Origin of the sequence: uncultured Sphingomonas sp. (genome assembly GCF_913062585.1) — a bacterium.
Lineage (GTDB): Bacteria > Pseudomonadota > Alphaproteobacteria > Sphingomonadales > Sphingomonadaceae > Sphingomonas.
Window position 1 is genome coordinate 20,510 of record NZ_CAJXWX010000024.1, and the last position, 24,785, is coordinate 45,294.

Consider the following 24,785-nt stretch of genomic DNA (forward strand, 5'->3'; position numbering starts at 1 on the left):
ATGACCGACTTCAAAAAGGGCGACCATGTCGAATGGAACAGCCATGGCGGCACCGCCGAGGGCAAGGTCGTCAAGAAGCAGACCAGCGACACCTCCATCAAGGGCCACACGGTCCGCGCGTCGAAGGACGAGCCACAATACATAGTAGAGAGTGACAACGGCGGAAAGGCGGCGCACAAGGCGGACGCGCTTAAGAAGGCGTGATTCACGCGCGACCCGCCGAACGGCCGGGGCGCAGAAGGATTAAGGGAAGGAATAACATGGCCACCGCAACCACGGGCACCGGCATCCACGCACCGGTTCAGCCGTCCGAGGAACTGGGCGCGATCGTCGGCAACGAGAAGCTGCCGCGCAGCCAGGTCATCAGCAAGGTGTGGGACTATATCAAGGCCAACAACCTGCAGAACCCCGAGAACAAGCGGGAGATCCTGGCCGACGACAAGCTGAAGAAGGTGTTCGGCAAGGACAAGTGCACCATGTTCGAGATGAACAAGTTCATCTCGGCGCACCTGAAGAAGTAATCGTCTCCGGCGCTCCGGCCACCGTGCCGGGCGCCCCTTTCGCCCTTCGCGCAGCGAGCTATCGCAGGTCCAGGACCAGCGGCTTGCGCGTGGAGGGTGTCGCGGCCGGAGCCGGCATTTTCGCCTGGCCGCGCGTCGCGGACAGCGTCGCCGTAGCCGAGGGTGCCGGAGCCGGCGCATCCGCCGCGCTCACCCGCCCCGCCTCGATCTGGTTGAGCCGCTGTTCGACCAATTGCGCATCCAGCAGCTTGCGATCGCCCTGCATCGCCGCGACCTGCGCCTCCAGCGCCGCCACCCGCTGCTCCAGCATCCTGACCCGCACCTGATCCTCGGTCTGCGCGACCATGTCCTTGGCGACCTTCTCCTGCCGTGCGCGGTCCTGCGCGTCGGCATCGGCCAGGCGCGCGTCGGGGCTGCGTTGTCCGCAGGCGGTGAGGGTCAGGGTGAGGATCAACAGGCTAGCGGCACGGCGCATAGAAGGTCTCGGATCAAAAAAGCTCCTCCCCGGCACGGGGAGGTGGCAGGCCGAAGGCCTGACGGAGGGGGGCTTCGTCCTAGGATAGCCTATGAGGCTATCCCCCTCCACCACCGCTTCGCGGCGGTCCCCCTCCCCGTACCGGGGAGGATAGGTCAGTCCCGCAACTTCACCCAGGTCGGGGCATGATCGCTAGCCTTTTCCCGGCCGCGATAGCTCTTGTCGACGCCTGCATCGACCAGCCGATCGGCGGCCTGCGGGCTGAGCAGCAGATGGTCGATGCGGAACCCCGCATCGCGTTGCCACGATCCGGCCTGATAGTCCCAGAACGTCCACACCCCGCCCTTGGGCGCGCGCGTCCGCAGCGAGTCCGTCCAGCCTTGCGCCAGCAACCGGCGATAGGCCGCGCGGCTCTCCGGCTGCATCAGCGCATCGCTCGCCATCGCGGGGACGGAGAAAGTGTCGTCGTCGTTCGGGATGACATTGTAGTCGCCTGCCAGCACCGCCGGGACTTCCTCCGCCAGCAAGGCCCGCGCGCGCGCCGCCAGTCGCTCCATCCAGCTCAGCTTGTAATCGAATTTCGGCCCCGGCTGCGGATTGCCATTGGGCAGGTAGAGCGAGGCGACGACCAGCCCGTTCACCTCGCATTCGAGGTAGCGGCTATGCTCGTCCTCATCCTCGCCCGCCAGGCCGCGCTGCCGCTCGACCGGCTGGGTACCGCGTGCGAGGACGGCGACGCCGTTCCAGCTTTTCTGCCCATGCCAGACCGCGCCGTACCCGGCCGCTTCGATATCCTTGATCGGAAAGGTCTCGTCGCTGGCCTTCAGCTCCTGAAGGCACACGACATCAGCCTCCGCCTCAGCCAGATATTCGAGCAGGCGGGGCAGACGGGCCTTGATCCCGTTGACGTTGTAGGTGGTGATCTTCACGTCAGACCGAGAAGCTGGTGCCGCAGCCGCAGCCCGAGGCGGCATTAGGGTTCTTCACCTGAAACGCCGCGCCGCCGAGCGATTCGACATAATCGACCTGCGCGCCCCGAACGAGGTCCAGGCTGATGCTGTCGACGACCAGCGTGACGCCATCCGTCTGGGCGACCGCATCGTCGTCGGCGGGGGCATCGGCCAGGCCGAATTTATACTGGAAACCCGAACAACCGCCGCCCTCGACCGACAGACGCAGGATGGCGGGCTTGTTCTGCCGCTCGGCGATCGTCGCGACACGCGCCGCGGCGGCCGGGGTCAGCGCGATTTCGGAAATGCTGGTGGCCATGGCAATCAGATAGGCGTGGGGGCCGAGTGGGGCAATCCCGATCCCATGATTCCTCCCCTGCAAGAGGAGGTGGCAGTCCGCAGGACTGACGGAGGGGTGTCGACACCCCTCCACCATGCTTCGCATGGTCCCCCTCCCCTTGCAGGGGAGGAACAAATTTTAGTCCTGTGCAGCCGGGCCGTCGGTCGAAACGGGGATCTGGTGGATCGCATGATCCTGCGACGCGGTCAGGTAATCGCCCGTGGTCAGGAAGGGGACCGGGTTGACCGCATGGCCGTCCATGCGGACTTCATAATGGAGATGCGAGCCGGTCGAACGGCCGGTCGAGCCCATCAGCGCGATCAGCTGGCCGCGCGTCACGCGCGCGCCGTCGGCGACCAGGATCTTGGACAGGTGGCCATAGCGGGTCGCGATGCCCTTGCCATGGTTGATCTCGACCATGTTGCCATAGCCACCCTGCCAGCTGGCATGATCGACGATGCCGTCCGCGGTGGCGTAGATCGGCGTGCCGATCGGGCCCGGAATATCGACCCCGGCGTGCATCGCGGCGGTGCCGCGGAACGGGTCGGAGCGGATGCCGAAATTGCTGGTGAACTGAAGCTTCTCGACCGGATGGACAGAGGGGATCGCGATCACGCCATTCTGCCGGGCGTCCATTTTCTTCCAGGCCTGGAAGATCGTGCGAAACTGCTGGTCGGTGCGCAGGTCGGCCGAGGCTTCGGCGCTGCTGGCGGGAATATATTCGCCGCCGACCGCCTTCGACGCCTTGGGCGCGGCCGGTGCCGACGAGGCCATGGCGGCCGGTGCGGTCAGGCCGATAACGGCGACGGTGGCAAGGACGGATCGGACGCGCGAAGCAATCGATTTACCCGAAAACTGAAGCTGCTTCATCGAACCCCGACACGTTGCGGCCAAGCGCCCCCGATCGGGTTTGCCCGGCTTCGTCCATCCAATGCTGTTTCGCAGCCCCACCGCGTTACAGACGGTCAGCTTGTGCCTTCACGGGTTCCATGTCCGCAAGGGGCTCGTAGAAATCGCGCGTCAAACCGGCTGTCTCGCGCGCCGAAACGTTGAACGGTGGCTTAACCACCCCGCGAAAATGCCGCCGGACCAGCATTTGCCAATGTTTGGCCGGCTCGATGTCATGCCCGGCAGCCAGATAGCCGAACCATTTCGCGCCGAATCCGACATGGCGGATCTCGTCGGTATAGATGCGCTGGAGGATGCGCGCCGACGGCTCGTCGCCCCCGGTGCGAAAGCGGGCGACCGTCTCCGGCGTGACGTCGAGGCCCCTCGCCTCCAGCACCATCGGTACGACGGCCAGCCGTGCCATCGCATCATGCGCGGTTTCTTCCGCCGATTCCCACAGCCCGGCATGGGCGGGCAGGTCGCCGTACCCCGATCCCAGCGTCTTCAACCGGCGGTTCAGCACGGCGAAATGCATCGCCTCATCCGCGCCGACCGAGATCCAGTCATCGACGAAGCGGCGCGGAAACTGCGCCCCGAACCGCCCCGCCGCGTCGAAGGCCAGGTCGATCGCCGAAAATTCGATATGCGCCAGCGCGTGGAGCAGCGCGATCCGCCCCTTCTCCGAGCCGCCGCGCCCGCGCTTCGGCATCCGGTTGGGCGGCAGGAGTTCGGGCCGGTCGGGCCGCCCCGGCGCATCGGGCATCGCCACGTCGAAGCGATGCTCCAACGCCCCCCGGCGCCACGCGCGCGCCGTGGCGCGGGCGATCCGCACCTTGGCGCGCGGATCGCCTTCGCGCAGGACCGCCGCGCATCCTTGCGCGATCGTCGTCACAGCGCGCGTGCCGCCTCCAGCACCGCCTGGGCGTGGCCGGGCACCTTCACCTTGCGCCAGCTCTGCGCGAGTGTGCCGTCGCGCCCGAACAGGAAGGTCGCCCGCTCGATGCCCATATAGGTCTTGCCGTAGAGCTGCTTCTCGCCCCAGACGCCGAACGCCTCGCAGGCGCCACCCTCCTCGTCGCTGACCAGTTCGACGGTCAGCGTGTGCTTCTCGGTGAACTTGCGGTGCTTGGCCGGGCTGTCCTTGGAGATGCCGATCACCCGCACGCCCGCCTGCGCGAAATCGCCCGCCAGCGCGGTGAAGTCCTGCGCCTCGCGCGTGCAGCCGCTGGTATCGTCCTTGGGATAGAAATAGACGACCAGCGGCCCCGCCAATTCGCCCAGCGCCAGCGGCGCGTCGTTCGCGGTCTTGACCGTCACCGCCGGAATCGCGTCACCCAGTTCCATCGCCCGCTCCTTGCCAGATTGCCCGCACCTCCTGCCGCGTCGCGTCCAGCGTTTCAACCACCGCGTCCCAGTCCGGCAGTGCCATGGCCCGCGCGATCAGCGGCCAAGTCGGCTCGGGCGGCGCCTGCCCATCGGGGACCAGCAGCCGGAAGGCGACGAGCGCGCGGGTCAGCACGTCATGCGCCGGGCCCATCGCGGGCGGCATCAGGCCCGCTTCGACCAGCCGCGCGATCGCCCCGCCCAGATCGGGGTCGAAGCCGGTCCGATAGATCAGCTGCGCGCGGTGCACCGCGAACTCCAGATCGACCAGACCGCCGGGCAGCAGCTTGACGTCGAGCGGCCCCTGCGGCGGCTTGTGCCGGGCCATATCGGCGCGCATCCCGGCCGCCTCCACCGCGATGTCACGCGCCGGGCGATTGCCGTTGAGCACATCGGCGACGATCGCGGACACCGCGGCCCGCGCCTCCGCCGAGCCGAAGATCGGCCGCGCGCGGGTCAGGGCCATATGCTCCCAGGTCCAGGCATCCTCGCGTTGATAGCGCGCGAAACTCTCGACCGACACGACCAGCGGCCCCTGCGTACCCGACGGCCGCAGCCGCGTATCGACCGGATAGAGCGGCCCGGCCTGGGTCGGCACCGACAGCGCCGCCGTCACCCGCTGCGCCAGCCGATTATAATATAGCGTCGCGCCCAGCGGCTTGGGCCCATCGGACTCGGCCGAGAACTCGCCGGTGAAGAGATAGACGAGGTCGAGGTCGGAGGCATGGGTCAGCGCCGCGCCACCCATTCGCCCCAGCGCCAGGATGACCAGCTCGCTGTCCGGCACCCGGCCATGCGCGGCGGTGAACTCGTCCACCGTCGCCTGCGCCAGCACGCCGACCGCCGCCTCGGCGACGCGGGCATAGCCGCCCGCCACCGCCAGCGGATCGGCCCGCCCCGCGACGATCTGCGCCCCCAGGGCAAAGCGCAGTTCGCCGACGACACGACGAACATGGTCCAGCCGGTCCTGATAATCCTGCCCCGTCTCGCCGGCGCGCATCGCCCGTTCGAGGAACCGGACCGCCGGCAAAGGCTCGAAGGCCGAGGCGTCGATCAGCCCGTCCAGCAAGGCGGGCCGCCGCGCCAGTTCGGCGGCGAGTGGCGCGGCATGGCTGAGGATCGCCACGGTCAGGCTGGCGAGACCGGGTCGCGCCTCCAGCAGGCGGAAGATGTTGATCGCGCTCGTCATCCGCTCGAACAGCGAATCGAGTTTGAGCAGCGCGGCATCGGGATCGGGCGCCTCGCCCAGTGCCTCGACCAATGTCGGCAGCACCGCGTCCAGCGCCTCACGCGCCGCCGGGCTGCGCAGCGCGGCATAGTCGCCGCCGCGCCACGCCGCGATCCGCCGCGCCGCCGCCTCGACATCGCGCAGACCCGCCGCCGCCAGCCGCGCGTTCAGCAGGACCGGATCATGCGGCAGGCGCGGCCGTTCATCCGCATCCAGCGCATCGTAGAGCGTGCCCACCCGCGCCGTGACGGGCGCCAGCATCGCGACCAGCGCCGCGCCATCCGCCAGGCCGTGCAGGCCCGCCACCCGGTCCAGCCCCTCGCCCAGCGGCAATTGGTGCGTCTGGCGATCATCCAGCATCTGTACCCGGTGTTCGATCGTCCGCAGCAGCACATAGGCATCGGACAGCGCCGCCGCCTCGCCTGCGTCGATCCGCCCCGCCTCGGCCAGCCGCGCCAGCGCATCGCGCGTCGCAGGCGCGCGCAGGGCGGGATCGCGCCCGCCATGGATCAGCTGATGAATCTGCGCGAAGAACTCGATCTCGCGAATGCCGCCGCGGCCGCGTTTCAGATCGTAGCCGGGGCCCATCGCCTGCCCCTGGGCATGATGGTCGCGGATGCGGCGAGTCAGGTCGCGAATTTCGCCGACCGCGCCGAAATCGAGCGCGCGCCGCCAGACGAAGGGCCGGATCGCATCCAGGAAACGCTGCCCCAGCGCCATATCGCCCGCCGCCGCCCGCGCGCGGATGAACGCCGCCCGCTCCCAGGTCAGCGCCTGGCTCTCATAATAGGCGATCGCGCCCTCGACGGGAATCGCGATCGGCGTCGCCTCGGGCGAGGGGCGCAGCCGCAGGTCGACGCGCAGCACATAACCCTCGCCGTCGCGCGCCTGGAGCAGTTCGATCACCCGCTTGCCGATCCGGACCGCCGCATCCTCGGGCTCCTCGCGCGGGCGACGGGGCAAGGTCTGCGGATCGAAGATCAATATGGGGTCGATGTCGGACGAATAATTCAGCTCGCGGCTGCCCTGTTTGCCGAGCGCGATGGCGGCGAACCCGACCGGCTCGGCGCCCGGCGTCCGCTCCTCGATCGCGGCACGGATCGCCCGGTCGAGCGCGCGATCGGCAAAATCGGTCAGGCGGTGCGTGACCTCGGTCAGGTCGTACAACCCCGCCAGATCGCCCAGCGCCACGGTCAGCGCCAGCGCCCGCCGCTCCCGGCGCAGCGCGGTCCCCACCGGCAGGTCGCCACCCAAAGGTGACGGATCGACGAGCACATTCTCCAGCGCCCGTGCTTCGATCTCGGGCTCGCGGTCGAGCAGCATCGCCAGAAAGGACGCATTTCGGCGCGCGCGCGCGACCGCATCGGGCAAGGACGATGGGACTTTGGTCATGCTCGCGCTTCTACGCTGGCCAAGCCCGTCACATCAAAGATTTTCCGCAATGTTGACGGTGGCGCATCAGATTATTTGCAACTTGTCAAGACCTCATCGGTTATGTTGCCATGATGAGCACCGAACCCGGAAACAGCGAAATCCGCATCGTCCGCGCCCCCCGGCGCACCGACGATATCGGCCGCGCGCTCCGCTCGGCCTTTTCCGACCCCATTTGCCTACCGGATCATTGGGTGCGACTGCTCAGCCGGTTGGACCGTTCGCCGCTGCGGGGACGCGGGGGCCGGGACGCGAATCCGTTCGATCAGGCCTGACCCGCCGTCGATACCGCGTGATAATAATGGTTGCCGCCCTCATCGGTATAATCGGCCACCAACCGCATCCCCGCCTCCACCAGGAACCGGGCATATTCGCCTTCGCCGAGCGACTGGGATGCCCTGCCCGTCAGACTGTCGTTCCACGCACATGCCATGCGGGGCGCACTGAATAAAAAGCGCCCGCCCGGCCGGAGCGCAGCCCCCAGACGCAGCAACAGGCGATGCTGATCGCCCGGCGACAACAGGAAGACCAGCCCGATCGCGACGATCCCGTCAAATCGACGCTCGAAAAAATCGCTATCTTCGGCCGTTTGGCGAGCCGTGATCGCATCCGGGACATGGCGGCGATAGGCGGCCAACATGGTCGGCGAAGGGTCGACCCCGAACAGCGCAAATCCCGCCGCCCGAAGCGCCCGCCCGATCGGCACGCCGGTACCGCAGCCGATATCCAGTATCTCCCCGCCCGGCGGCAAATGCGCGGCCCAGCGCAGGACGACCTCCGTCCCCACGTCGGAGCGCAGCGTGGCGAAGCGATCCGCCACCGCCTCCCAACCCGACGAAGCATCGGCCAAGCCCCATCTCCATAAAAAAAACCGCCCCGGCCTTGGGGGCCGAGACGGTCACATGTCACGCCGTGAGGCGGTTTACCGCCCGCCGCTCAACTGGTCGACATCGCCCATGATGCTGTCGAGCGCGGTCTTGCTGCTGTCGGTTTCATGCAGGCGACGCGAGGGCAACGCGCCTTCGGTCAGGATCGCCTCCAGCGCGACACGACCGCGCGCCACGCGGCTCTTGATCGTGCCGACCGCGACGTTGCAGATCTCGGCCGCTTCCTCATAGGCGAAGCCGCCCGCACCGACCAAGATCAGCGCCTCGCGCTGCGGCTGGGGGAGGTGCATCAGCGCGCGTTGCATATCGCCCAGTTCGACATGGCGATCCTGGCTGGCGGGCGCCGCCAGGATGCGGTCGGCGACCAGATCGTCCCACTCGCCCTTGAAACGCGCGCGACGCATCTGCGACAGATAGAGGTTGCGCAGGATGATGAAGGTCCAGGCACGCATATTCGTGCCCGCCTGGAACCGCTTGCGCGCGGCCCAGGCCTTGAGCAACGTTTCCTGCACCAGATCGTCGGCCAGATCGCGACTACCTGACAGCGATCGGCCAAAGGCGCGCAGATGGGGGATCACGCGGGCCAGTTCCGTCTTGAATTCGGAATCGTCCAGCGCGACGTGCTCGACGGGCGCATCGGTCGCGTCATCCTCGATCTCGTCCCGCGTCAGTGGCTGCGTCATGAAAATCCGATCATCGGAAACGGCCGAAGCTGCGGCCGTTTCGAAACATAAGGTGACCGGCGCATAATTGCCAGCCGTACCAAGGCCATAATGAACCAAACCCGGATCAGCGCAACACCAGATAGGCGAAGATCACGATCACGAGGATCAGCGAAATGGGCAGGACATACCGCGTCACATGCGGAGTGGAGCCTGCCCTGGCATCCTCTTTGGCGACATGAATGGGTTCATTGGGATCAGCCATGTCCACCTCAACGCCCGTCGACCGTTTTGGGTCCGTAACTGATAGACTTTGTTGATCTACCTTTACTCCGCGGGAACGGTGCTCTGGTCGAAGAACAGCGCCTGGCTGATCGCCGCCTTCACGGTCGAGCGCTGGAACGGCTTGGTGATCAGGAAGGTCGGCTCCGGCCGCTCGCCGGTCAGCAGGCGCTCGGGGAACGCGGTGATGAAGATCACCGGCACCTCGAACTCGGCCAGGATGTCCTTGACCGCGTCGATGCCCGAGCTGTCATCGGCAAGCTGGATATCCGCCAGCACCAGGCCGGGACGATCCTCCATGGCCAGCGCCACGGCCTCGTCACGGGTCACGGCGACGCCGGTGACTTCATGACCCAGGTCGCGCACGATCGTCTCGATATCCATCGCGATGATCGGCTCGTCCTCGATGATCAGCACGCGGGCGCGGGTCTGCTTCTCGATCTCGACCAGCGCTTCGGAGACGAGATTCTCGACCTCGCTCGGCTCCACGTCGATCAGATAGGCGGCGTCCTCCGGCGTGAAGCCCTCCATCGCGGTCAGAAGCAGTGCCTGGCGCGACAGCGGCGTCATGCGGGCGAGCCGGGCACGGGCGACGCCTTCGTTGCCGTCGGCATCGACACCGTCATTGTCCAGCTCGTCATAATTGGCGGAGGACCAGATGCCCTGGAACATGCGGTAGAGGCCCAGGCGCGGATCGACGTCGCGCGGAAACTGGTCCGGGGCCGCGACGATCGCCTCCAGCGTGGCGCGAACATATTTGTCGCCGTGCATCTGGCTGCCGGTCAGGGCCCGGCCATAGCGCCGCAGGAAGGGAAGATGGGGCGCAAGCTGCTGTCCAAGCGACATGGGTAATGATCACTCCCTGAGATATTCGCGAATGCCCGATGTGCTGGCCGCCGCGCTTGTTTTCAATGCCGTTCCGCGAAAAGCCCGCTCGCCGCGCCGTCGTGACAGGACGAACGGATTTTTCGTATCGCATCGGGAACCAACCAGATCGAATTTGGTTTCATCGCCACATCAACTATAGGCTCTGGGCGTCAGGCCGACCGGCGACGCCGAGGGTCGCCATTGCGTCGGTTGCCCCGCTAGTGGGTCGTGCAGGGGGATATTTTGAGTTTGGGCAACAAGACGAAGAAGACGCCGTCCGCCGCTCCCCAAAAGGGTGGTGAGAAAGATGCGGGCTCGGCGCTTCGCCAAGCCTATCAGAACACCGTCGACGAAAAGATCCCCGACGAGATGCTTGACCTGCTCAGCAAGCTGGGCTGACGTCGGGCCGCATGGCCAGTAATTCCCCCACCGACGACGTCGAGGCGCTCGAACGCCTCCGTCCCGCCCCGCCGCGTCTGACGACGGGCGCCAAACTCGTGCTCGTTCTCGGCAGCACCCTGTTCATCCTGGCCGCGATTGCGATCTTCGCTACCCTGCAGACGACCCGCCTGGCCGATAGCGAGGCCAGCGGCCGCCTGCGCATCGCCGCCAATGAGGATGCCCGCGCCATCGCCGCCGAGCTGATGGGCGACATGACCGCGCTGCGCGTCGCGGTGCGGGCGATGGGCCAGGATCCGCGCGACATGCCCAGCTGCGCGCGGGCCCAGGGCGTGTTCGCGCAACAGTCGCTGACCGGCGCGCGCTTCCTCATCACCGATCGCGCGGGGAAGACGCTGTGCGGCGATCCCCTACCCACCGCGCTGCCGACGCCGATCGACGGGTCGCCCATCGGCGCCGACATCCTGCCCGGCAAGGGGCTGGTCCTGTCGGTCGCCAGCCAGGACGGACGCGCCCAGGCCCGCGCCTTTTTCCCGCTGCCCTTCCTCCAGTCGCTGATCGACCAGACCGCACCGACCAGTCCGATCGCATCAGTGCTGGAGCTGGACGGCGAGGCGCTGCCCCTCCATTCGCTTGCGCGACAGGGTGCGCTGGACCGGATGAAGTCGATGCGGACCGAGCTTGGCATTGCCGGGCTGGTCCTGCGCACCTCGACGCCCAGCGCGCCCATCACCTCCTCGCTGATCGTGGCGCTCGCCCTGCCGCTGTTGATGTGGCTGGCGGCGGTCGTGCTGGGCTGGTTCATCGTCGACCGCCTGCTGATCCGCCCGCTACGCCGCCTGCGCGGCATCGTTGCGGCCTATCAACCAGGCGAAGTGCTGGACATCTCGCAGGTCGAGGCTGCGCCCGCCCAGGAGATCCGCGACCTGGCCGATACCTTCGAGGCGATCACCCGAACGGTCGCCACGCACGAAGCCGGCCTGGCCGAGGGTCTGGTGCGCCAGACCAAGCTGACCCGCGAGGTCCATCACCGGGTCAAGAACAACCTGCAGGTCATCTCCAGCCTCATCAACTTCCACGCGCGCGGCGCGACGGGGCCGGAGGCGATGGCGGCCTATTCCTCGATCCAGCGGCGGGTCGATGCGCTGGCGGTGGTCCATCGCCACCATTTCGCCGAGCTGGAGGAAAATCGCGGGCTGAACCTGCGCACCATGATCGGTGAACTGGCCGCCAATATCCGCGCCACGGCCCCCGAAAGTGCGGCGGGCATCGGCATCTCGCTCGACGTGGCGCCGCTGCTCGTCAACCAGGACGTCGCGGTCGCGGTCGCCTTCCTCGTGACCGAGACGATCGAGCTGGCGATGAACTGCGATCCCGCGGCGCAGATCCGCGTTGCGATCAAGCCCGCCGAACAAGAGGGGCGCGCGGTCGTTCGCGTCGTGTCGCGCGCGCTCGTCGAGACGGACGAGCTGCGCCATCTGATCGGCAAGCGCTATGGCCGGGTCATGGAAGGGCTTGCCCGCCAGCTGCGTTCCGCGCTGCATCACGATCCGCTGACCGGCGCCTATGAGATCGCAATCCCCGTCGTCGGACGCGATTAACTTTTTTCCGAAAAAAGATTCGCGATCGCAGGAAAAGCCGGGAACCCCTGCCCGGGCAGCGGGTTATGCTCTTCGGATAGCGAACTTATGCCCCCCCGCTCTCGCTGTCCAAGTCATAGGCCTGGAAGCGTCCACCCTCCCCCCCCCCCGGTGACGCTTCCAGGCCTTAATCTTTTCCCACATCGTCGATCCCTTGATCCGAAACACGGTCCACCTGTGATCCGTGACACCGCCGGAACGAATGTGCGGCTGGCGCATTGGGCGGTCACGGATTTCTTGAAGGAGACTAAGAATGCGTAAGCTCATGGGTCTGGCAGTCGTCGCCGGTGCGTTGCTGGTCAGTGCCTGCAACACGGTCGAGGGCATGGGCAAGGACGTCAGCTCGGCGGGCAATACCGTCGCCAAGACGGCCGACAAGTCGAAGTAAGCCACGCACCCGGCTGAAATGGAAAGGGGCCCCGGCGGACAGCGCCGGGGCCCCTTTTTCGTTGCTCCATTGGGGGGCTGCATTCTTGTCGGCGCAGCGGCTTTACGGCAGCGTTTCAGGCGGTCCGCTGGAGAGGTTCGGGGCATGGCCTTCGACTTCGCTCAGGCTGAACGGCGGCCGGGCGAGAACCTACCTCACCCCGTTCCGCCTGAGCGAAGTCGAAGGCCAAGGGAAACCCCATAAAAAAAGTCCCCGGCTTTCACCGAGGACCCTGTCCACCCATTCCGACCAATCACGCCGCCGCGTCGGCTTCCTCTTCGTCACTCTCGATCGCGGCCTGCTTGGACCGTGCCCGCTCGGTGAACCAGATGCCGATGATCGCCAGCTCATACAGGATGATGAGCGGCACCGCGAGCAGCACCTGCGACATCAGGTCGGGCGGGGTCAGCACCGCGGCGACCGCGGTCGCCGCGACGATGGCATAGCGCCGCGCGGCGATCAGCTGCTTGCGGGTCACGATCCCCGCCCGCTCCAGCAGCATCAGCAGCACCGGCAACAGGAATGCCAGGCCGAAGGCGAACAGGAACTGCATGACGAACGACAAATAATTGCCGATTGCGGGGAGCGCCTCACGCTTCACCCCGCCCACCATGCCGTCAAAGCCCAGCAGGAAGTGCAGCGCCATCGGAATGGCGATGTAATAGGCCATGGCCGCGCCCATCAGGAACAGCACGGGCGTGGCCAGCAGGAAGGGCAGCAGCGCCTTCTTTTCCTTGCGATAGAGCCCCGGCGCGACGAACTGCCACAGCTGGTTGGCGATCACCGGGAAGGAGATCATCATCGCGGCGAAGAACGACACCTTCACCTGGACGAAGAAGGCCTCGAAAATCTGGGTATATACCAACGTGCCCTGCCCCGCCTTGAGCAGGGGCTTGGCGAGGAAACCGAAGATCGCTTCGGAAAAATACATCGACACGCCGAACGCCAGTGCGATCGCGACGATGCAGTAGAGCAGCCGCCGCCGCAGCTCGATCAGATGGTCGAGCAGGGGGGCGCGGCTGGCGTCGATTTCGTCCAGGTCGCTCACGACGCGGCCCCCTCATTCCCGCGCGACGGATGTTCGCCGTCGGGCGCGGGAGCAACGACCGGCTTTTCGACCATCACCGGCCGATCGCTATGATCGGGATGCGCATTCGCATGGGGCGCATCGGCCGTCATGGTCGGATGGGCGGGGTCCGGCAAGGCGGCGGGAGTGACAGGGGCCGGTGCGGGATGCGCATCATCGACATGCGTCACCGACGGCGTCTCGGCGGCATGTTCGCGCATGATGCGCTCATTTTCCGCCGCCCAGCGCTTTTCCATTTCCTCCAGCTCGGCCTCGCGCACCATATTGTCGAAGCCCTGGCGGAACTGGCGCGTGACGCCCCGCGCCTTGCCCACCCAATAACCGACGACACGCATCGCCTTGGGCAAGTCCTTGGGACCGATCACGACGAGCGCGACGATGGCGACCAGCAGGAACTCGCTGGAATCAATGTTGAACATGGAGGTCCGGTGCTGGGTCTAGGCGGGCCGGATCAGCGATCGTCGCGCACGCGCTCGCCATCGCGGTCGAAGGCGGGCTCGGCCGACTTCTGCGCCTCGATACGCGGCGACGGCTTGGCGGGCGTCTCGTCCTCCTCGGCCATGCCCTTCTTGAAGTTCTTCACGCCTTTGGCGACATCGCCCATCAGGCTGGAGAAACGCCCGCCGCCCAGCAGCAGGATCGCGACGATCGCGAGAACGACAAGATGGATCGGGCTGAAGCTGCCCATGGCACGTCTCCTGGAATATATCTGTCTATCTAGGCCTTGGCATCGCCAGCGGCAATGGTGTCGGCGATGCGATCGGGCCCCCAATCGGGCTTAGGAAGCCGTGGCGTTCCATTGTGACGCTGCCGTGACGCAAAGGAAAGCGCTCAATCGCTATCGCCTTGTTCTTCGCGCGCGCCCGACGATGCTTCGGCCTCGTCCTCCAGCCGTTCCAGCGCCAGGTCGACCGGATCGAGCAGACCGGCGGCCCGCAGATCCTCGATCCCGGGCAGATCGCGGCGACTGGTCAGCCCGAAATGCTGCAGAAAGGCGGGCGTCGTCGCATAGATCAGCGGCCGCCCCGGCACCTCGCGCCGCCCGGCAGGACGGACCCAGCCCGCTTCCATCAGGACGTCGAGCGTGCCCTTGGAGATGGCGACGCCGCGAATCGCCTCGATCTCGGCGCGGCTGACCGGTTCGTGATAGGCGATGATCGCCAGCGTCTCGATGCCCGCGCGCGACAGGCGGCGTGCTTCCTCGCGGTCGCGGCGGAGCAGATGGGCGAGATCGGGCGCCGTCTGGAAATGCCAGCGGTCGCCGCGCTGGACGAGTGCGATGCCGCGTCCGCTATAGGTCGCCTCCAGCGTCTCCAGCGCGGTGCGGATATCGCTGCCGCCCTTTTCGACGCCCACATGCGCGCGGATCGAATCGATGCTCAGCGGTTCGGGCGAGGCGAACAGCACGGCCTCCACCGCGCGGACCGTCGGGTCGAGGGCGCTCATGCGGGCTGGCGGATCATCAGCGGTGCGAAGGGCGCGGCCTGGCGCAGCTCGACCTTGCCCTGTCGCGCCAGCTCCAGGACGGCGAGGAAACTCGACGCCAGCGCCGAACGCCGCAGCCGCTCGGTGCCGTCGGGCAGGAAGGTTTCGATCGCCGACCAGTCGACGCGGCTGCCGACCAGCATCGACACCCGTTCCAGCGCCGCCTCCAGCGTCATCACCTGCCGGTCGGCGACGACATGCATGACGGGCCGGGTGCGCGCATTGATCCGGCCATAGGTGGCGATCAGGTCGTACAGCTCCGCCTGCCACAGCGCCTTGCGCTGGACGGCCAGCCCTTCGGGCGCACCACGCGGGAAGACGTCGCGGCCCAGCCGGTCGCGGGCCATCAACCGCGCGCCCGCCTCACGCATCGCCGCCAGCCGTTCGAGCCGGAGTTGCAGGCGCAGCGCCATCTCCTCCGGATCCGGGTCCTCGTCGGGCTGGCGCGGCAGGAGCAGCGAGGATTTGAGATAGGCGAGCCACGCGGCCATCACGAGATAATCGGCCGCCAGCTCCAGTTGCATCCGCCCCGCCCGGTCGATGAAGCGAAGATATTGCTCGACCAGCGCCAGGATCGAAATCTGCCGCAGATCGACCTTTTGCGACCGCGCGAGCGACAGCAACAGGTCGAGCGGCCCCTCCCATCCGTCCAGATCGAGCGTCAGCTGTTCCCCTGTCATCACGGGCAAGCTTAGCGGCGATGCGAAGCCATGGCGAGCCGGGTGGGGTTTATCTTTCCGCAGAAGCCGGGGGGCAAGATCATCATTCCCCCGCGAAGGGCGACCCCATGCCCGTCCACCACCGCTTCGCGGCGGTCCCCCTCCCCAAGCAGAGCTTGGGGAGGAATCGGGAAACCGCCGATCGCCACTTCAATCCTCCCCAAGCTCGCTTGGGGAGGGGGACCATCGCGCCAGCGATGGTGGAGGGGCGCCGTCGCAGACGGCGGCTGACGCCCCTGCCCCTCCACCACGCCCTGCGGGCGCGGTCCCCCTCCCCATCTTCGATGGGGAGGAATGGGGTGTTTCTATTCCGCCAGCGCGAGCAACGCGTCGCGCCGGGCGATCAGTTCGGCGAAGTCGCCCCCGCCCGCACCGACACTTGCCATGGCCCGGTCGAGCCGGGCGCGGGCTGCGTCGGTGATCGGGGGCACGCGGCCTGCGATCTCGACCATCTCGTCCATCCGCGCCCAGCAGTCGAGCACCAGGTCGCACCCCGCCGCCAGCGCACCCGCCCCCTTCTCGCCCGCCGTGCCCGACAGCGCCTTCATGTCGATATCGTCGGTCATCAACAGGCCGTCGAAGCCGATCCACTGCCGGATGATCCGCTCGATGACGACCGGCGACAGGGTCGCGGGGCGATCGGCGTCCCAGGCTTCGAACACGATGTGGCTGGTCATGCCCATCGGTGCGCGCGCCAGGGTGACGAAGGGTTCCAGATCGACCGCCAGTTCCGCCTCGCTCGCGGTGACGGTGGGAAGCAGATGGTGCGAGTCGACCAGCGCCCGGCCATGGCCAGGCATATGCTTGACCACGCCGACCACGCCCGCCGCCGCCAGTCCCTCCAGCATCGCACGGCCCAGCGCGGCGACCTGCATCGGTTCGGCGCCGTAAGCCCGACAGGCAATCGCCTCGGTCGTATCGGCTTGCGCCACGTCGAGCAGCGGCGCGCAGTCGACGGTGATGCCCACTTCGCGCAGCATCAGGCCCAGCGCCTGGCCATTGGCGCGCATCGCCTGGATCGCGGACATGGGCGCGATTTCGTAGAGCTTGGCAAAGGCGGGCCCGGCGGGGAAAGCGGGCCATTCGGGCGGCCCCATCCGCGCCACGCGGCCCCCTTCCTGGTCGATCAGGATCGCCAAATCGCCCCGCCCCGCCAGCGCGCGCAGATCGTCGGTCAGCGCGCGGACCTGCGCCCGGTCGACGATGTTGCGCTTGAACAGGATATAGCCCGCCGGTTCGACCGAGGCGAAGAAGGCCCGCTCGTCAGAGGTCAGCACCGGGCCCGACAGGCCGAAAATGACGGGGATCATGGGACGAAACACTCCGGCCCCTCCCCCGCTGCTGCGGGGAAAGGGGCTTGTTCGATCAGCTGGCGACGAAGCAGCTTTCGCCCGCCACGCGCAGGCGACCGCAAATGTCGGCGGCCTGGTTGGCCGACCCGGCATTCACGCGCAGGCGGTAAAGGGTCTTGCCGTTCGAGGCGACGGGCTGGACCACCTTGGCCAGCGCGCCGACATAGGAAAAGCGCTTCGAATAGCGTTCCCAGGCAACATTGGCCGAGGATTCGCTGGGATAGGCGCCCAGCTGGACCATCGCGCCGCTGCCGGTCGACGCGGCGGCCGCAGGACGCGCCGCCGCCACGGGGGCGGGCGCGACCAGCTTGCCGCCCGATTCGGGAACCTGCGCCACGGCGTTGCGGCCGCCACCGGCCTCGGTCGGCTTCTGCACGACGCGCGTACCGTTCATCGGCGCCTCGGGCACGGCACGCAGGTCGATCGCGCCGGTGCCGCCGGGCTTGCCCGCGCTGGTGGCGATGGCGGTGTTGCCCTCGCCCTTGACCTTCAGGCCGCCCGGATCGGCCGGGCGCACCTTGTAATCGCCCTCGGGCGCGGCGATCACCGCGCCGTCGCCGTCCGCCGCCGCTTCATGCGCCTGCCACTTGTAAAGCGCGAAGCCGAGTGCCGCGAGGACGGCCAGGCCCAGAATGACCAGCGCGAGGACCTTGCCCAGGCCGACGCCTTCGGGTTCGTCGGCTTCGACGGTTTCCAGCCAGGGGAGCCGATCCTCTTCCCGGTCATAGTCACGACCCAGGTCCATGTCGTTCGCCATCACTTCATCTCCGAAACCGCTTCGACACCCATGAGCGCCAAACCGTTACGAATGATTTGCCCGATCCCGTCGCTGAGGAAAAGACGCGCACGCGTGACCTCGGCATTCTCCGCGATCAGGAAGCGGCGATCGGGGCGATCGTTGCCGACATTCCAGGCGGCGTGGAAAGCCGCCGCCAAGTCATAGAGATAAAAGGCGATTCGGTGCGGCTCGCGCGCCGTCGCCGCGGTTTCGACGATGCGCGGGAACTGCGCGGCCAGCTTCACCAGCGCCAGGTCTTCCGTATCAAGCAGGGACAGGTCGGCGGTGCCGCCCTCCAGGCCGATACCTGCCTCGGCCGCGCGACGCTTCAGCGAGGCGATGCGGGCATGGGCATATTGCACATAGAAGACCGGATTGTCCTTCGACGCCTCGACCACCTTGGCGAAGTCGAAGTCCATCTGCGCGTCCGCCCGCCGGGTCAGCATGGTGAAGCGCACCACGTCCTTGCCGACTTCGCGCACGACATCGGCGAGCGTGACGAAATTGCCCGCGCGCTTCGACATCTTCACCGGCTCGCCACCGCGCAGAAGGCGGACCATCTGCACCAGCTTCACGTCGAACTTGGTCTTGCCGCCGGTCAGCGCCTCGACCGCAGCGACGATCCGCTTGACGGTGCCGGCATGGTCGGCACCCCAAATGTCGATCAGCTGGTCGGCGGACTGCGCCTTCTGATAGTGATAGGCGAGGTCGGCACCGAAATAGGTCCAGGCGCCGTTCGACTTCTTGATCGGGCGATCCTGATCGTCGCCGAACTGGCTGGAGCGGAACAGCGGCAGCTCGACCGGCTCCCAATCCTCGGGCGTCTCGCCCTTAGGAGCCTCCAGCACGCCGTCATAGACCAGGCCGCGCGAACGCAGTTCGGCCTCGGCCGCTTCGGGCTTGCCAGCCGCCTGCAACTCGGCCTCCGACGAGAAGAGGTCGTGATGGATGCCCAGCAGCGCCAGATCCTCGCGGATCATCGCCATCATCGCCGCCACCGCGCGGGTGCGGAACAGGACCAGCCACTCCCCCTCGGGCGCGTCGACGTAAACGTTGCCGAACTCGGCGGCGAGCGCCGCGCCCACCGGCTTCAGATATTCGCCCGGATAGAGGCCCTCGGGGATTTCGATCGTCTCGCCCAGCGCCTCGCGGTAGCGCAGATGCGCCGAGCGGGCGAGGACGTCGACCTGGCCGCCCGCATCGTTGACATAATATTCGCGGATAACCTTGTGCCCGGCGAACTCCAGCAGCGTGGCGAGCGCATCGCCCACCACCGCGCCGCGGCAATGGCCCATATGCATCGGGCCGGTCGGGTTGGCCGAGACATATTCGATGTTCACGGTCACGCCATTCCCGCGCGTCGAGCGGCCATAATCGGCCCCCGCCTGCGGGATCGCCGCCAGCTCGCCCCGCCATGCCGCATCGGTCAGCCGCATGTTGAGGAAGCCCGGCCCCGCGACCGACACGCTGTCCACCTCGTCCAGCTTGCCCAGTTCGGCCGCAATCGCCTCGGCCAGCGCGCGGGGATTGGTGCCGGCGGGCTTGGCCAGCACCATGGCCGCGTTGGTGGCGAGGTCGCCATGGCTCGCATCGCGCGGCGGCTCGACCGTCACGTTGCGGCGATCCAGCCCGCCGGGCAGCGTGCCGGCGGCGACCAGCGTGTCCAGCGCCGCGTCGATATGCGCGGCAAAGCGGGTGTAGAGGGTCATCACATCGTCCGATCGGGGTAGCAAAGCTTTGCGCTCTAGCGAAATCGGGCGCGGGCTTCAAATGCTTGGGCGCAGACGGCCCGGAACGATTGCGTTTTCCGCAATTATGCCAAAACCCTTTGCAGTTGCCGTGCGTGCTGCACCGCAATAAATCCGTATACGAAAGTTACAGCGTCGAAAAAGACGCGAGAGGACCTGATCCGGCTCAACGCCAACAAGCGGGAGTTTCGATCATGCGCAAGACCATTCTGATCCTGGCCGCCACCATCGCCGCCGCCGTTCCCACCATCGGTGCCGTCGCCGCCGAGGGTGAGCAGAAGTTCGTTCATGAGGGCCAGACCTATGTCTATACCCGCACGAGCGAGAACGGCCATTCGGTCATCCAGGGCCATCGTTATCCGGGCGGCGAGCCGTTCCGTTTCGTCGTAAAGGGCCACCGCGTGACCGGCACGACCGGCGCGACCCAGGTCTCGTTCACCACCGACGAAGCGCGCGGTGCGCTGGGTGCGGGCGTCGAGACCAGCGCTCGCTGATCCGACCAAGATTTTCGGGGGAACGGCCCGCGTATCCGATGGGATGCGCGGGCCGTTTTCGTTAAGCCTGACGCGCGCGTGTCAGTTGCGCAGGCTGTCGGGCACGAGCCCGCCATTTTCCGCGAGCTTGTCCATCACCGCCTTGTGAAGCGCGATATTCTGCTCGGCCGAGCCATCCTCGCCGACATGGACACCCAATTCCTGGGCCAGTTCCTTGCGCGCGGCCAAGCTGGAATCCAGGTCGAGCAGCTTGAGCAGGTCGACGATCGAGCTTTGATAATTGCCGCCGCCATTCTTCATCGCGGCCATTTCGCTTAGCACCGCGCCGACATCGACCGCCTGTGGGGTCGGTGCAGGCTCGGCAGCGGGCGCAGCGACCGGCGCGGGCGGCGGTGAAGCGGGCGCCGCCGGACTGGCCGGAGCCGGTTGCGGGGCCGGTTGCGGGGCGGGCTGGGCAGAGCCGTGGTGAAAGATCTTGCCCAGAATATTGCCGAAAATGCTCATATGCGTCGCGTCCCTCATGACTACGCCAGATGACGGCGTTGCCGCTCCAACGATGCGATCGGCGTTCGGGTCCGGGAACCCGCCCCGCAATGGAGTCGATCGTCGGGAACGTCCGTGCACCCGGCGCGCTTATGTCGGGTTGCATTTTCTGCCAGGGGTTCAATGACATGACGATCCGAGCGACCATCCTTGCGACCAGCGCCCTCCTCGCCCTGGCGGGCTGTGGCCGAAGCGAGAAGACGAACGAGGCCGCGCCCACGGACACCGTGGCGGCGTCCAACGACACGGCCACCGCCGCCCCCACTCCGGCCGCGATCAGCGGATCGCAGAGCTTCGCCAATGCCGCCGCCGCGAGCGACGCCTTCGAGATCGAAACTTCGAAGCTGGCCCTCACCAACGGCGCCTCGGCGTCGGTCAAGGCCTTTGCCCGCCGGATGATCGAGGCGCATACCGGCTCGACCGCGAAGCTGAAGACCGCCGCCGCTTCGGCGACCCCGGCGATCACGCCCGATCCCACGCTGAATGCCGACCAGCAGCAGAAGCTGGACCAGCTTAAGGCGCTGAACGGCAAGGCGTTCGACGAGGCCTATATCGCCGAGCAGACCGCCGGGCATCAGCAGACGCTGGACGTGCTGAAGGCCTATGCCACGACCGGCGATTCCGCACCGCTCAAGAGCTTCGCGACCGGGCTGATCCCGACCGTGACTGCCCATCTCAACATGGCCAAGGGCCTGAAGGCCTGAGTCGGAGCCGACCTGCCGGTGAGGGTCAGAACCCTTCCGGCAGGTCCAGTTCGCCAACCACTTCGCGATAGCAGCGCACCGCATAGCGATCGGTCATGCCCGCGATGAAGTCGGCGATATGGCGACTGCGTGCGGGTTCCTGCTCGGGCAGACGCTCGCGCCATTCCTCGGGCAACTGCATCGGGTCGGCCCGATAGGCCGCGAACAGCCCCTTTACGATGCCATGCGCCGCATCCGCCGCCGCCAGCTGGCGCGGATGGTGGTAGAGATTGGCATACATGAAGCGCTTCAGGTCGCGCTCCTCGACCCGCATCGCATCGGAAAAGCCAACGAGCGCGCGCCCGGCTGCACGGACATCGGCCACATCCCCCACCCCGCTCTCGGCGATTCGGGTGCGGGTTTCGGCGACCAGGTCGTTGACCATCACGCCGATCTGCGAGCGGATCAGTTCGCTCGCCAGCCGCTTGGGCGCGACGTCGGGAAACTGTGCCCGCGCCGCATCCCAGCCGCGCGCGACCAGCGGCACGGCCAGCAACTGGTCGAGCGTCAGCAACCCCGCGCGTAGCCCATCGTCGATATCGTGATTGTCATAGGCGATATCGTCGGCCAGCGCGGCGACCTGCGCCTCCAGCGAGGCATGGCTGTCCAGGTCGAGCGGGAAGTCCGCATCCGCTGTCCGCAGCGCCCAGCCAGGATGGCGCACCGGCCCGTTATGCTTGGCCAGCCCCTCCAGCGTCTCCCAGCTGAGGTTCAGCCCGTCCCAGCGGGGATAGGGCCGCTCGATCTCGGTCAGCGTGCGCAGCGTATGGCCGTTATGATCGAACCCGCCATGATCGGCGAGCGCGGTCTTCAGCGCATCCTCGCCCGCATGGCCGAAGGGCGGATGACCGATATCGTGCGCCAGGCACAAGGCCTCCGTCAGATCCTCGTTCAGCCCCAAGGTGCGGGCGATGGTGCGGCCGATCTGCGCGACCTCCAGGCTGTGGGTCAGGCGGACGCGGAAATGATCGCCATCGGGCGCCATGAAGACCTGGGTCTTGTGGCGCAGCCGCCGAAAGCTGATCGAATGGATGATCCGGTCGCGATCCCGCTGGAACGCGTCGCGCGGCCCCCGCGCCAGCGACACCGGCTCGTCATGGCGACGCCCCCGGCTATGTTCGGGATAGGAGGCCCAGGGGGCGAAGCGGCTCACTTGGCGTCGAGCCGCGTCACCGCCTGCCCGGCATCGCTGGTCACCGGAAAGGCCGAGACGCCCTTCTTGGCGAGCTGGTTGACGAAGGCCCTTGCCTCGGCATCGGTCTTGAACGGACCGGTCAGAACGCGGTGGCTGGCGCGGATCGGGGTCTTATACCCCTTATGCCCTGCAAAGAGGTCGGGCGCCTTGGCCTTGGCGGCGGCCCAGGCCTTGGGCAGGTCGTCCTCATTGGCGCCGCCTGCCACCTGGACCCAGATGCGTTCCGGATTGGCCTTGGTACGCTTCTTCTCCTCGGCGGCTTCCTTGGCGGCGAGCGCCTTCTTTTCGGCCTCCGCCTTCTTCGCGGCCGTCGCCTTCTTCTCGGCGGCGAGCTTGGCCGCTGCGGCCTTGCGCTCGGCGGCGGTCAGGACCTTGGTCTTGGGCTCGATCGCCTCGGCGACCTTTTCGCGCGCATCGCGATCACGCTCGGCCTTGGCGCGGGCTTCGGCCAGAACACGCGGCGCACCCGATGCGATCGGCGTGCTTGCCGCGACCGTCACCGGGCGTTCGGGGCCTTCCACGCCCAGTTCGGAGGCGGGGATCGACAGATTGGCGACGATCCGGGCCAGGATCGAATCCTCGCGGTCCGCCCGCACCGCGGCCAGCGACGGACGGCGCCCGCCCGACCGGGGCGCGCGCGGTGTCGGCTTAATCGGGCTGGGCTCGGTCGTCCTGCTCGGCACTGCCTCGGCCATGGCGACGGCTTCGGCGCGCGGTGGAGTTGCCACCGGTGCTGGCAACGGCTGAACCTGCGCGGTCTGGACCGGCGCCGTGGTGGCGGGCAAGGGCTGGACCATTTGCATCGTACCGCCGGTCGCCATCGGCCGGGTCGCGGGCACGGCGGGCAGCGGCTGGATCATCGCGCCGGTCGTGTTGGCGGCCAGCGCCACCGGCGGCCGGCTTTCCGTCGAAGGCGCGGCGGGCAAGGCGTTGGAAAAGCCCGGCTGCGGTGCAGGAGCCACGGGCGCGACGCTTGCTATCTGCGTCGGGGTGCTCGTCATCGGAGCAGCGGTGGCTGGCGGCGTCGTGACGGAGGCCGTTGCCATAGGTGCCGGGGTTGCGGCCATAGGGGCGGCGGATGCCAGCGCCTCGCCACGGCTACCGCGCAAGGGCTGACGACCGTTCCGGCGCCGGTCGTCGCGCGCGGGCGCCGTTGCGGCGGGCGGCGTGACCGGCCGGGCCGAGGCCAAGGCGACCGGCGCCTCGGGCGTCAGCGGTGGCAGGCTCGGGGCCAGCCGCGCATCGGCCAGCCGCTCGGGCGTCGCGCGCGTCTCGCCGAAATGCACCGCAAAGGCGCGATCGACGGCGGGCAGCGTCGGCAAGCGCTGGAAAAAGGGTTGCAGCCCCTGCGCCAGTTGCGGCGGCATCATGGTGCTGGCGATCCGGGTCGCCTCCGGCAGGTCGCCCCCCATCGCCAGGATGAAGGCGCGCGCACGCCAGGCGGCACGGTCGGTCTTGCGCAGCAGCGGGTCGAGCTGGTCCAGCGCCTGGTCCTTCTGCCCCGAAATACCCAGCGACAGGGCATAACGCCGAACGACCTCGTCATCGGGTGCGCTGGCCAGCGCCAGACGGTAATCGCGCTGCGCCCGCCCCTGGTCGCCGACCAGATCATAGGCCAGGCCCCGATCGCTCGCGAATGTTGCGGCGGGGAGGCCCGCCGCCTCGGCCTGGGCGAAATAGCGCAACGCCTCGCCCGGACGTTCCGAACGGACCAGGATTGACCCCATGCCCGCCTTCACCCGAGGATCGCGCGAATCGACCTTTTCGGCACGGGCCAGCAGCGAGGCCGCGCCGGACAGATCGTCGAGATGGATCGACAGTTGCGCCGCTTCGACCAGCGCATCGACATTGCGTGGATTCTGCGCGACCCGGCGCATCACCTCACCCAGCCGATCGGCGTCGGTACTGCCCGGAAGCGGCTGAACCACCGCTTGCGCGAACAGGGGAACGGGTGCGGCCACAAGGGCCAGGGCGAGCGCCAGCGAGGCGCGGGGAAAGGATACGAACGTCATGGGACCGTGTCTCATAAAGCGCGTTTCGACGCGGACGGCAATGGCCCTCTGACATCCCGCGCGCCCGATTGCTCCGGACGTTCGACCAACAGGCTTGGTAGTGGACGTTCGCTTGGGTCGTGCGAGGATTTTGCGGCGCGAAGGACGCGGAGATGGTCGGCATTTGGGCAAGCGCCCTGCTTGCCGACATCAGGTGCGGGACCGGGGCCTAGGCACGCTACGCCATGTCTGATCGTGGTGCATGATGGC

29 protein-coding genes and 1 pseudogene are annotated in these 24,785 nt (G+C 67.5%); 8 read left to right on the top strand and 22 right to left on the bottom strand.

Annotation, left to right across the window (positions count from 1 at the left end):
- On the top strand, positions 1–204 hold the full coding sequence (locus QZ546_RS14335) for a DUF2945 domain-containing protein (RefSeq protein ID WP_294239023.1): 204 nt from the start codon (positions 1–3) through the stop codon (positions 202–204).
- A 56-nt stretch (positions 205–260) separates the two neighbouring features.
- Positions 261–521, top strand: a complete 261-nt coding sequence (locus tag QZ546_RS14340) for an SWIB/MDM2 domain-containing protein (protein WP_007405135.1) — start codon at positions 261–263, stop codon at positions 519–521.
- A 58-nt stretch (positions 522–579) separates the two neighbouring features.
- On the opposite strand, the gene QZ546_RS14345 is transcribed toward QZ546_RS14340, so the two are convergent.
- The 7 genes and pseudogenes from QZ546_RS14345 to QZ546_RS14375 form a co-directional block, all read right to left on the bottom strand.
- Entirely contained in the window at positions 580–996 is a 417-nt protein-coding gene (locus tag QZ546_RS14345) for a hypothetical protein (RefSeq protein ID WP_294238898.1), read from the bottom strand.
- Between the two features lie 155 nt (positions 997–1,151).
- A complete protein-coding gene (gene xth / locus QZ546_RS14350; protein ID WP_294238900.1) occupies positions 1,152–1,925 on the bottom strand; it encodes an exodeoxyribonuclease III in 774 nt (257 codons plus the stop codon).
- 1 nt (position 1,926) lies between these two features.
- Positions 1,927–2,265, bottom strand: coding sequence for an iron-sulfur cluster insertion protein ErpA (erpA, locus tag QZ546_RS14355; RefSeq protein ID WP_294238901.1), 339 nt, complete (start codon positions 2,263–2,265; stop codon positions 1,927–1,929).
- Positions 2,266–2,424: 159 nt separating this feature from the next.
- A pseudogene (locus QZ546_RS14360) lies at positions 2,425–3,021 on the bottom strand (M23 family metallopeptidase); the annotation flags it as partial.
- A 220-nt stretch (positions 3,022–3,241) separates the two neighbouring features.
- Positions 3,242–4,066, bottom strand: coding sequence for a ferritin-like domain-containing protein (locus QZ546_RS14365; RefSeq protein ID WP_294238904.1), 825 nt, complete (start codon positions 4,064–4,066; stop codon positions 3,242–3,244).
- Entirely contained in the window at positions 4,063–4,518 is a 456-nt protein-coding gene (locus QZ546_RS14370) for a peroxiredoxin (protein WP_294238907.1), read from the bottom strand. The genes QZ546_RS14365 and QZ546_RS14370 overlap by 4 nt, the downstream gene beginning before the upstream one ends.
- The gene (locus QZ546_RS14375) at positions 4,505–7,177 is read right to left on the bottom strand and encodes a bifunctional [glutamine synthetase] adenylyltransferase/[glutamine synthetase]-adenylyl-L-tyrosine phosphorylase (RefSeq protein WP_294238910.1); all 2,673 of its coding nucleotides are present in this window, start codon (positions 7,175–7,177) and stop codon (positions 4,505–4,507) included. The genes QZ546_RS14370 and QZ546_RS14375 overlap by 14 nt, the downstream gene beginning before the upstream one ends.
- A 110-nt stretch (positions 7,178–7,287) precedes the next feature.
- Here QZ546_RS14375 and QZ546_RS14380 point away from each other — a divergent pair, with 110 nt between their 5' ends.
- Positions 7,288–7,491 (top strand): hypothetical protein, encoded by a 204-nt coding sequence (locus QZ546_RS14380; RefSeq protein ID WP_294238913.1) that lies wholly within the window; start codon positions 7,288–7,290, stop codon positions 7,489–7,491.
- Here the strand turns inward: QZ546_RS14380 and QZ546_RS14385 are convergent.
- The 4 genes from QZ546_RS14385 to QZ546_RS14400 all read right to left on the bottom strand — a co-directional run bounded on the left by QZ546_RS14385 (position 7,482) and on the right by QZ546_RS14400 (position 9,893).
- Positions 7,482–8,066 carry a class I SAM-dependent methyltransferase gene (locus QZ546_RS14385; RefSeq protein WP_294238916.1) on the bottom strand — a complete coding sequence of 195 codons (585 nt, stop codon included), beginning with the start codon at positions 8,064–8,066 and terminating at the stop codon, positions 7,482–7,484. The genes QZ546_RS14380 and QZ546_RS14385 overlap by 10 nt on opposite strands.
- A gap of 72 nt (positions 8,067–8,138) precedes the next feature.
- On the bottom strand, positions 8,139–8,786 hold the full coding sequence (locus tag QZ546_RS14390) for a sigma-70 family RNA polymerase sigma factor (protein ID WP_294238919.1): 648 nt from the start codon (positions 8,784–8,786) through the stop codon (positions 8,139–8,141).
- Between the two features lie 106 nt (positions 8,787–8,892).
- Positions 8,893–9,030, bottom strand: coding sequence for a hypothetical protein (locus QZ546_RS14395; RefSeq protein WP_294238921.1), 138 nt, complete (start codon positions 9,028–9,030; stop codon positions 8,893–8,895).
- Between the two features lie 62 nt (positions 9,031–9,092).
- Entirely contained in the window at positions 9,093–9,893 is an 801-nt protein-coding gene (locus tag QZ546_RS14400) for a response regulator (protein WP_294238924.1), read from the bottom strand.
- Positions 9,894–10,163: 270 nt separating this feature from the next.
- Between QZ546_RS14400 and QZ546_RS14405 the strand changes: the two genes are divergently transcribed.
- The 3 genes from QZ546_RS14405 (at position 10,164) to QZ546_RS14415 (ending at position 12,341) form a co-directional block, all read left to right on the top strand.
- Entirely contained in the window at positions 10,164–10,313 is a 150-nt protein-coding gene (locus tag QZ546_RS14405) for a NepR family anti-sigma factor (RefSeq protein WP_294238927.1), read from the top strand.
- A gap of 11 nt (positions 10,314–10,324) precedes the next feature.
- Positions 10,325–11,914, top strand: a complete 1,590-nt coding sequence (locus QZ546_RS14410; RefSeq protein ID WP_294238931.1) for a histidine kinase dimerization/phosphoacceptor domain -containing protein — start codon at positions 10,325–10,327, stop codon at positions 11,912–11,914.
- Positions 11,915–12,206: 292 nt separating this feature from the next.
- The gene (locus QZ546_RS14415) at positions 12,207–12,341 is read left to right on the top strand and encodes an entericidin A/B family lipoprotein (protein WP_294238933.1); all 135 of its coding nucleotides are present in this window, start codon (positions 12,207–12,209) and stop codon (positions 12,339–12,341) included.
- Between the two features lie 292 nt (positions 12,342–12,633).
- Here the strand turns inward: QZ546_RS14415 and tatC are convergent, their stop codons facing one another.
- The 8 genes from tatC to argS form a co-directional block, all read right to left on the bottom strand.
- Complete coding sequence (gene tatC / locus QZ546_RS14420) at positions 12,634–13,428, bottom strand: twin-arginine translocase subunit TatC (protein WP_294238936.1); 795 nt, start codon at positions 13,426–13,428, stop codon at positions 12,634–12,636.
- Complete coding sequence (tatB, locus tag QZ546_RS14425; RefSeq protein WP_294238939.1) at positions 13,425–13,886, bottom strand: Sec-independent protein translocase protein TatB; 462 nt, start codon at positions 13,884–13,886, stop codon at positions 13,425–13,427. The genes tatC and tatB overlap by 4 nt, the downstream gene beginning before the upstream one ends.
- Positions 13,887–13,918: 32 nt before the next feature.
- Positions 13,919–14,155 (bottom strand): Sec-independent protein translocase subunit TatA, encoded by a 237-nt coding sequence (locus QZ546_RS14430; protein WP_058715864.1) that lies wholly within the window; start codon positions 14,153–14,155, stop codon positions 13,919–13,921.
- A 143-nt stretch (positions 14,156–14,298) separates the two neighbouring features.
- The gene (scpB, locus tag QZ546_RS14435) at positions 14,299–14,913 is read right to left on the bottom strand and encodes an SMC-Scp complex subunit ScpB (protein WP_294238940.1); all 615 of its coding nucleotides are present in this window, start codon (positions 14,911–14,913) and stop codon (positions 14,299–14,301) included.
- Positions 14,910–15,632, bottom strand: a complete 723-nt coding sequence (locus QZ546_RS14440) for a ScpA family protein (RefSeq protein WP_294238943.1) — start codon at positions 15,630–15,632, stop codon at positions 14,910–14,912. The genes scpB and QZ546_RS14440 overlap by 4 nt, the downstream gene beginning before the upstream one ends.
- 344 nt (positions 15,633–15,976) lie before the next feature.
- Positions 15,977–16,981, bottom strand: a complete 1,005-nt coding sequence (locus QZ546_RS14445; protein WP_294238945.1) for a glycoside hydrolase family 3 N-terminal domain-containing protein — start codon at positions 16,979–16,981, stop codon at positions 15,977–15,979.
- Between the two features lie 55 nt (positions 16,982–17,036).
- Entirely contained in the window at positions 17,037–17,780 is a 744-nt protein-coding gene (locus tag QZ546_RS14450; protein ID WP_294238947.1) for an SPOR domain-containing protein, read from the bottom strand.
- Complete coding sequence (gene argS, locus QZ546_RS14455) at positions 17,780–19,510, bottom strand: arginine--tRNA ligase (protein WP_294238949.1); 1,731 nt, start codon at positions 19,508–19,510, stop codon at positions 17,780–17,782. Before argS ends, QZ546_RS14450 begins: the two co-directional genes overlap by 1 nt.
- A gap of 233 nt (positions 19,511–19,743) precedes the next feature.
- On the opposite strand from argS, the gene QZ546_RS14460 reads away from it, so the two are divergent.
- Positions 19,744–20,043 (top strand): hypothetical protein, encoded by a 300-nt coding sequence (locus QZ546_RS14460; protein WP_294238951.1) that lies wholly within the window; start codon positions 19,744–19,746, stop codon positions 20,041–20,043.
- An 81-nt stretch (positions 20,044–20,124) separates the two neighbouring features.
- On the opposite strand, the gene QZ546_RS14465 is transcribed toward QZ546_RS14460, so the two are convergent.
- Entirely contained in the window at positions 20,125–20,547 is a 423-nt protein-coding gene (locus QZ546_RS14465; RefSeq protein ID WP_294238956.1) for a DUF3597 family protein, read from the bottom strand.
- Between the two features lie 167 nt (positions 20,548–20,714).
- On the opposite strand from QZ546_RS14465, the gene QZ546_RS14470 reads away from it, so the two are divergent.
- Positions 20,715–21,290, top strand: coding sequence for a DUF4142 domain-containing protein (locus QZ546_RS14470; RefSeq protein ID WP_294238959.1), 576 nt, complete (start codon positions 20,715–20,717; stop codon positions 21,288–21,290).
- Positions 21,291–21,315: 25 nt separating this feature from the next.
- Here the strand turns inward: QZ546_RS14470 and QZ546_RS14475 are convergent, their stop codons facing one another.
- Positions 21,316–22,482 carry a deoxyguanosinetriphosphate triphosphohydrolase gene (locus QZ546_RS14475; protein ID WP_294238962.1) on the bottom strand — a complete coding sequence of 389 codons (1,167 nt, stop codon included), beginning with the start codon at positions 22,480–22,482 and terminating at the stop codon, positions 21,316–21,318.
- Positions 22,479–24,536: an SPOR domain-containing protein gene (locus QZ546_RS14480; protein ID WP_294238965.1), complete on the bottom strand. Its 2,058-nt coding sequence runs from the start codon at positions 24,534–24,536 to the stop codon at positions 22,479–22,481. The genes QZ546_RS14475 and QZ546_RS14480 overlap by 4 nt, the downstream gene beginning before the upstream one ends.
- Between the last annotated feature and the right edge of the window lie 249 nt (positions 24,537–24,785).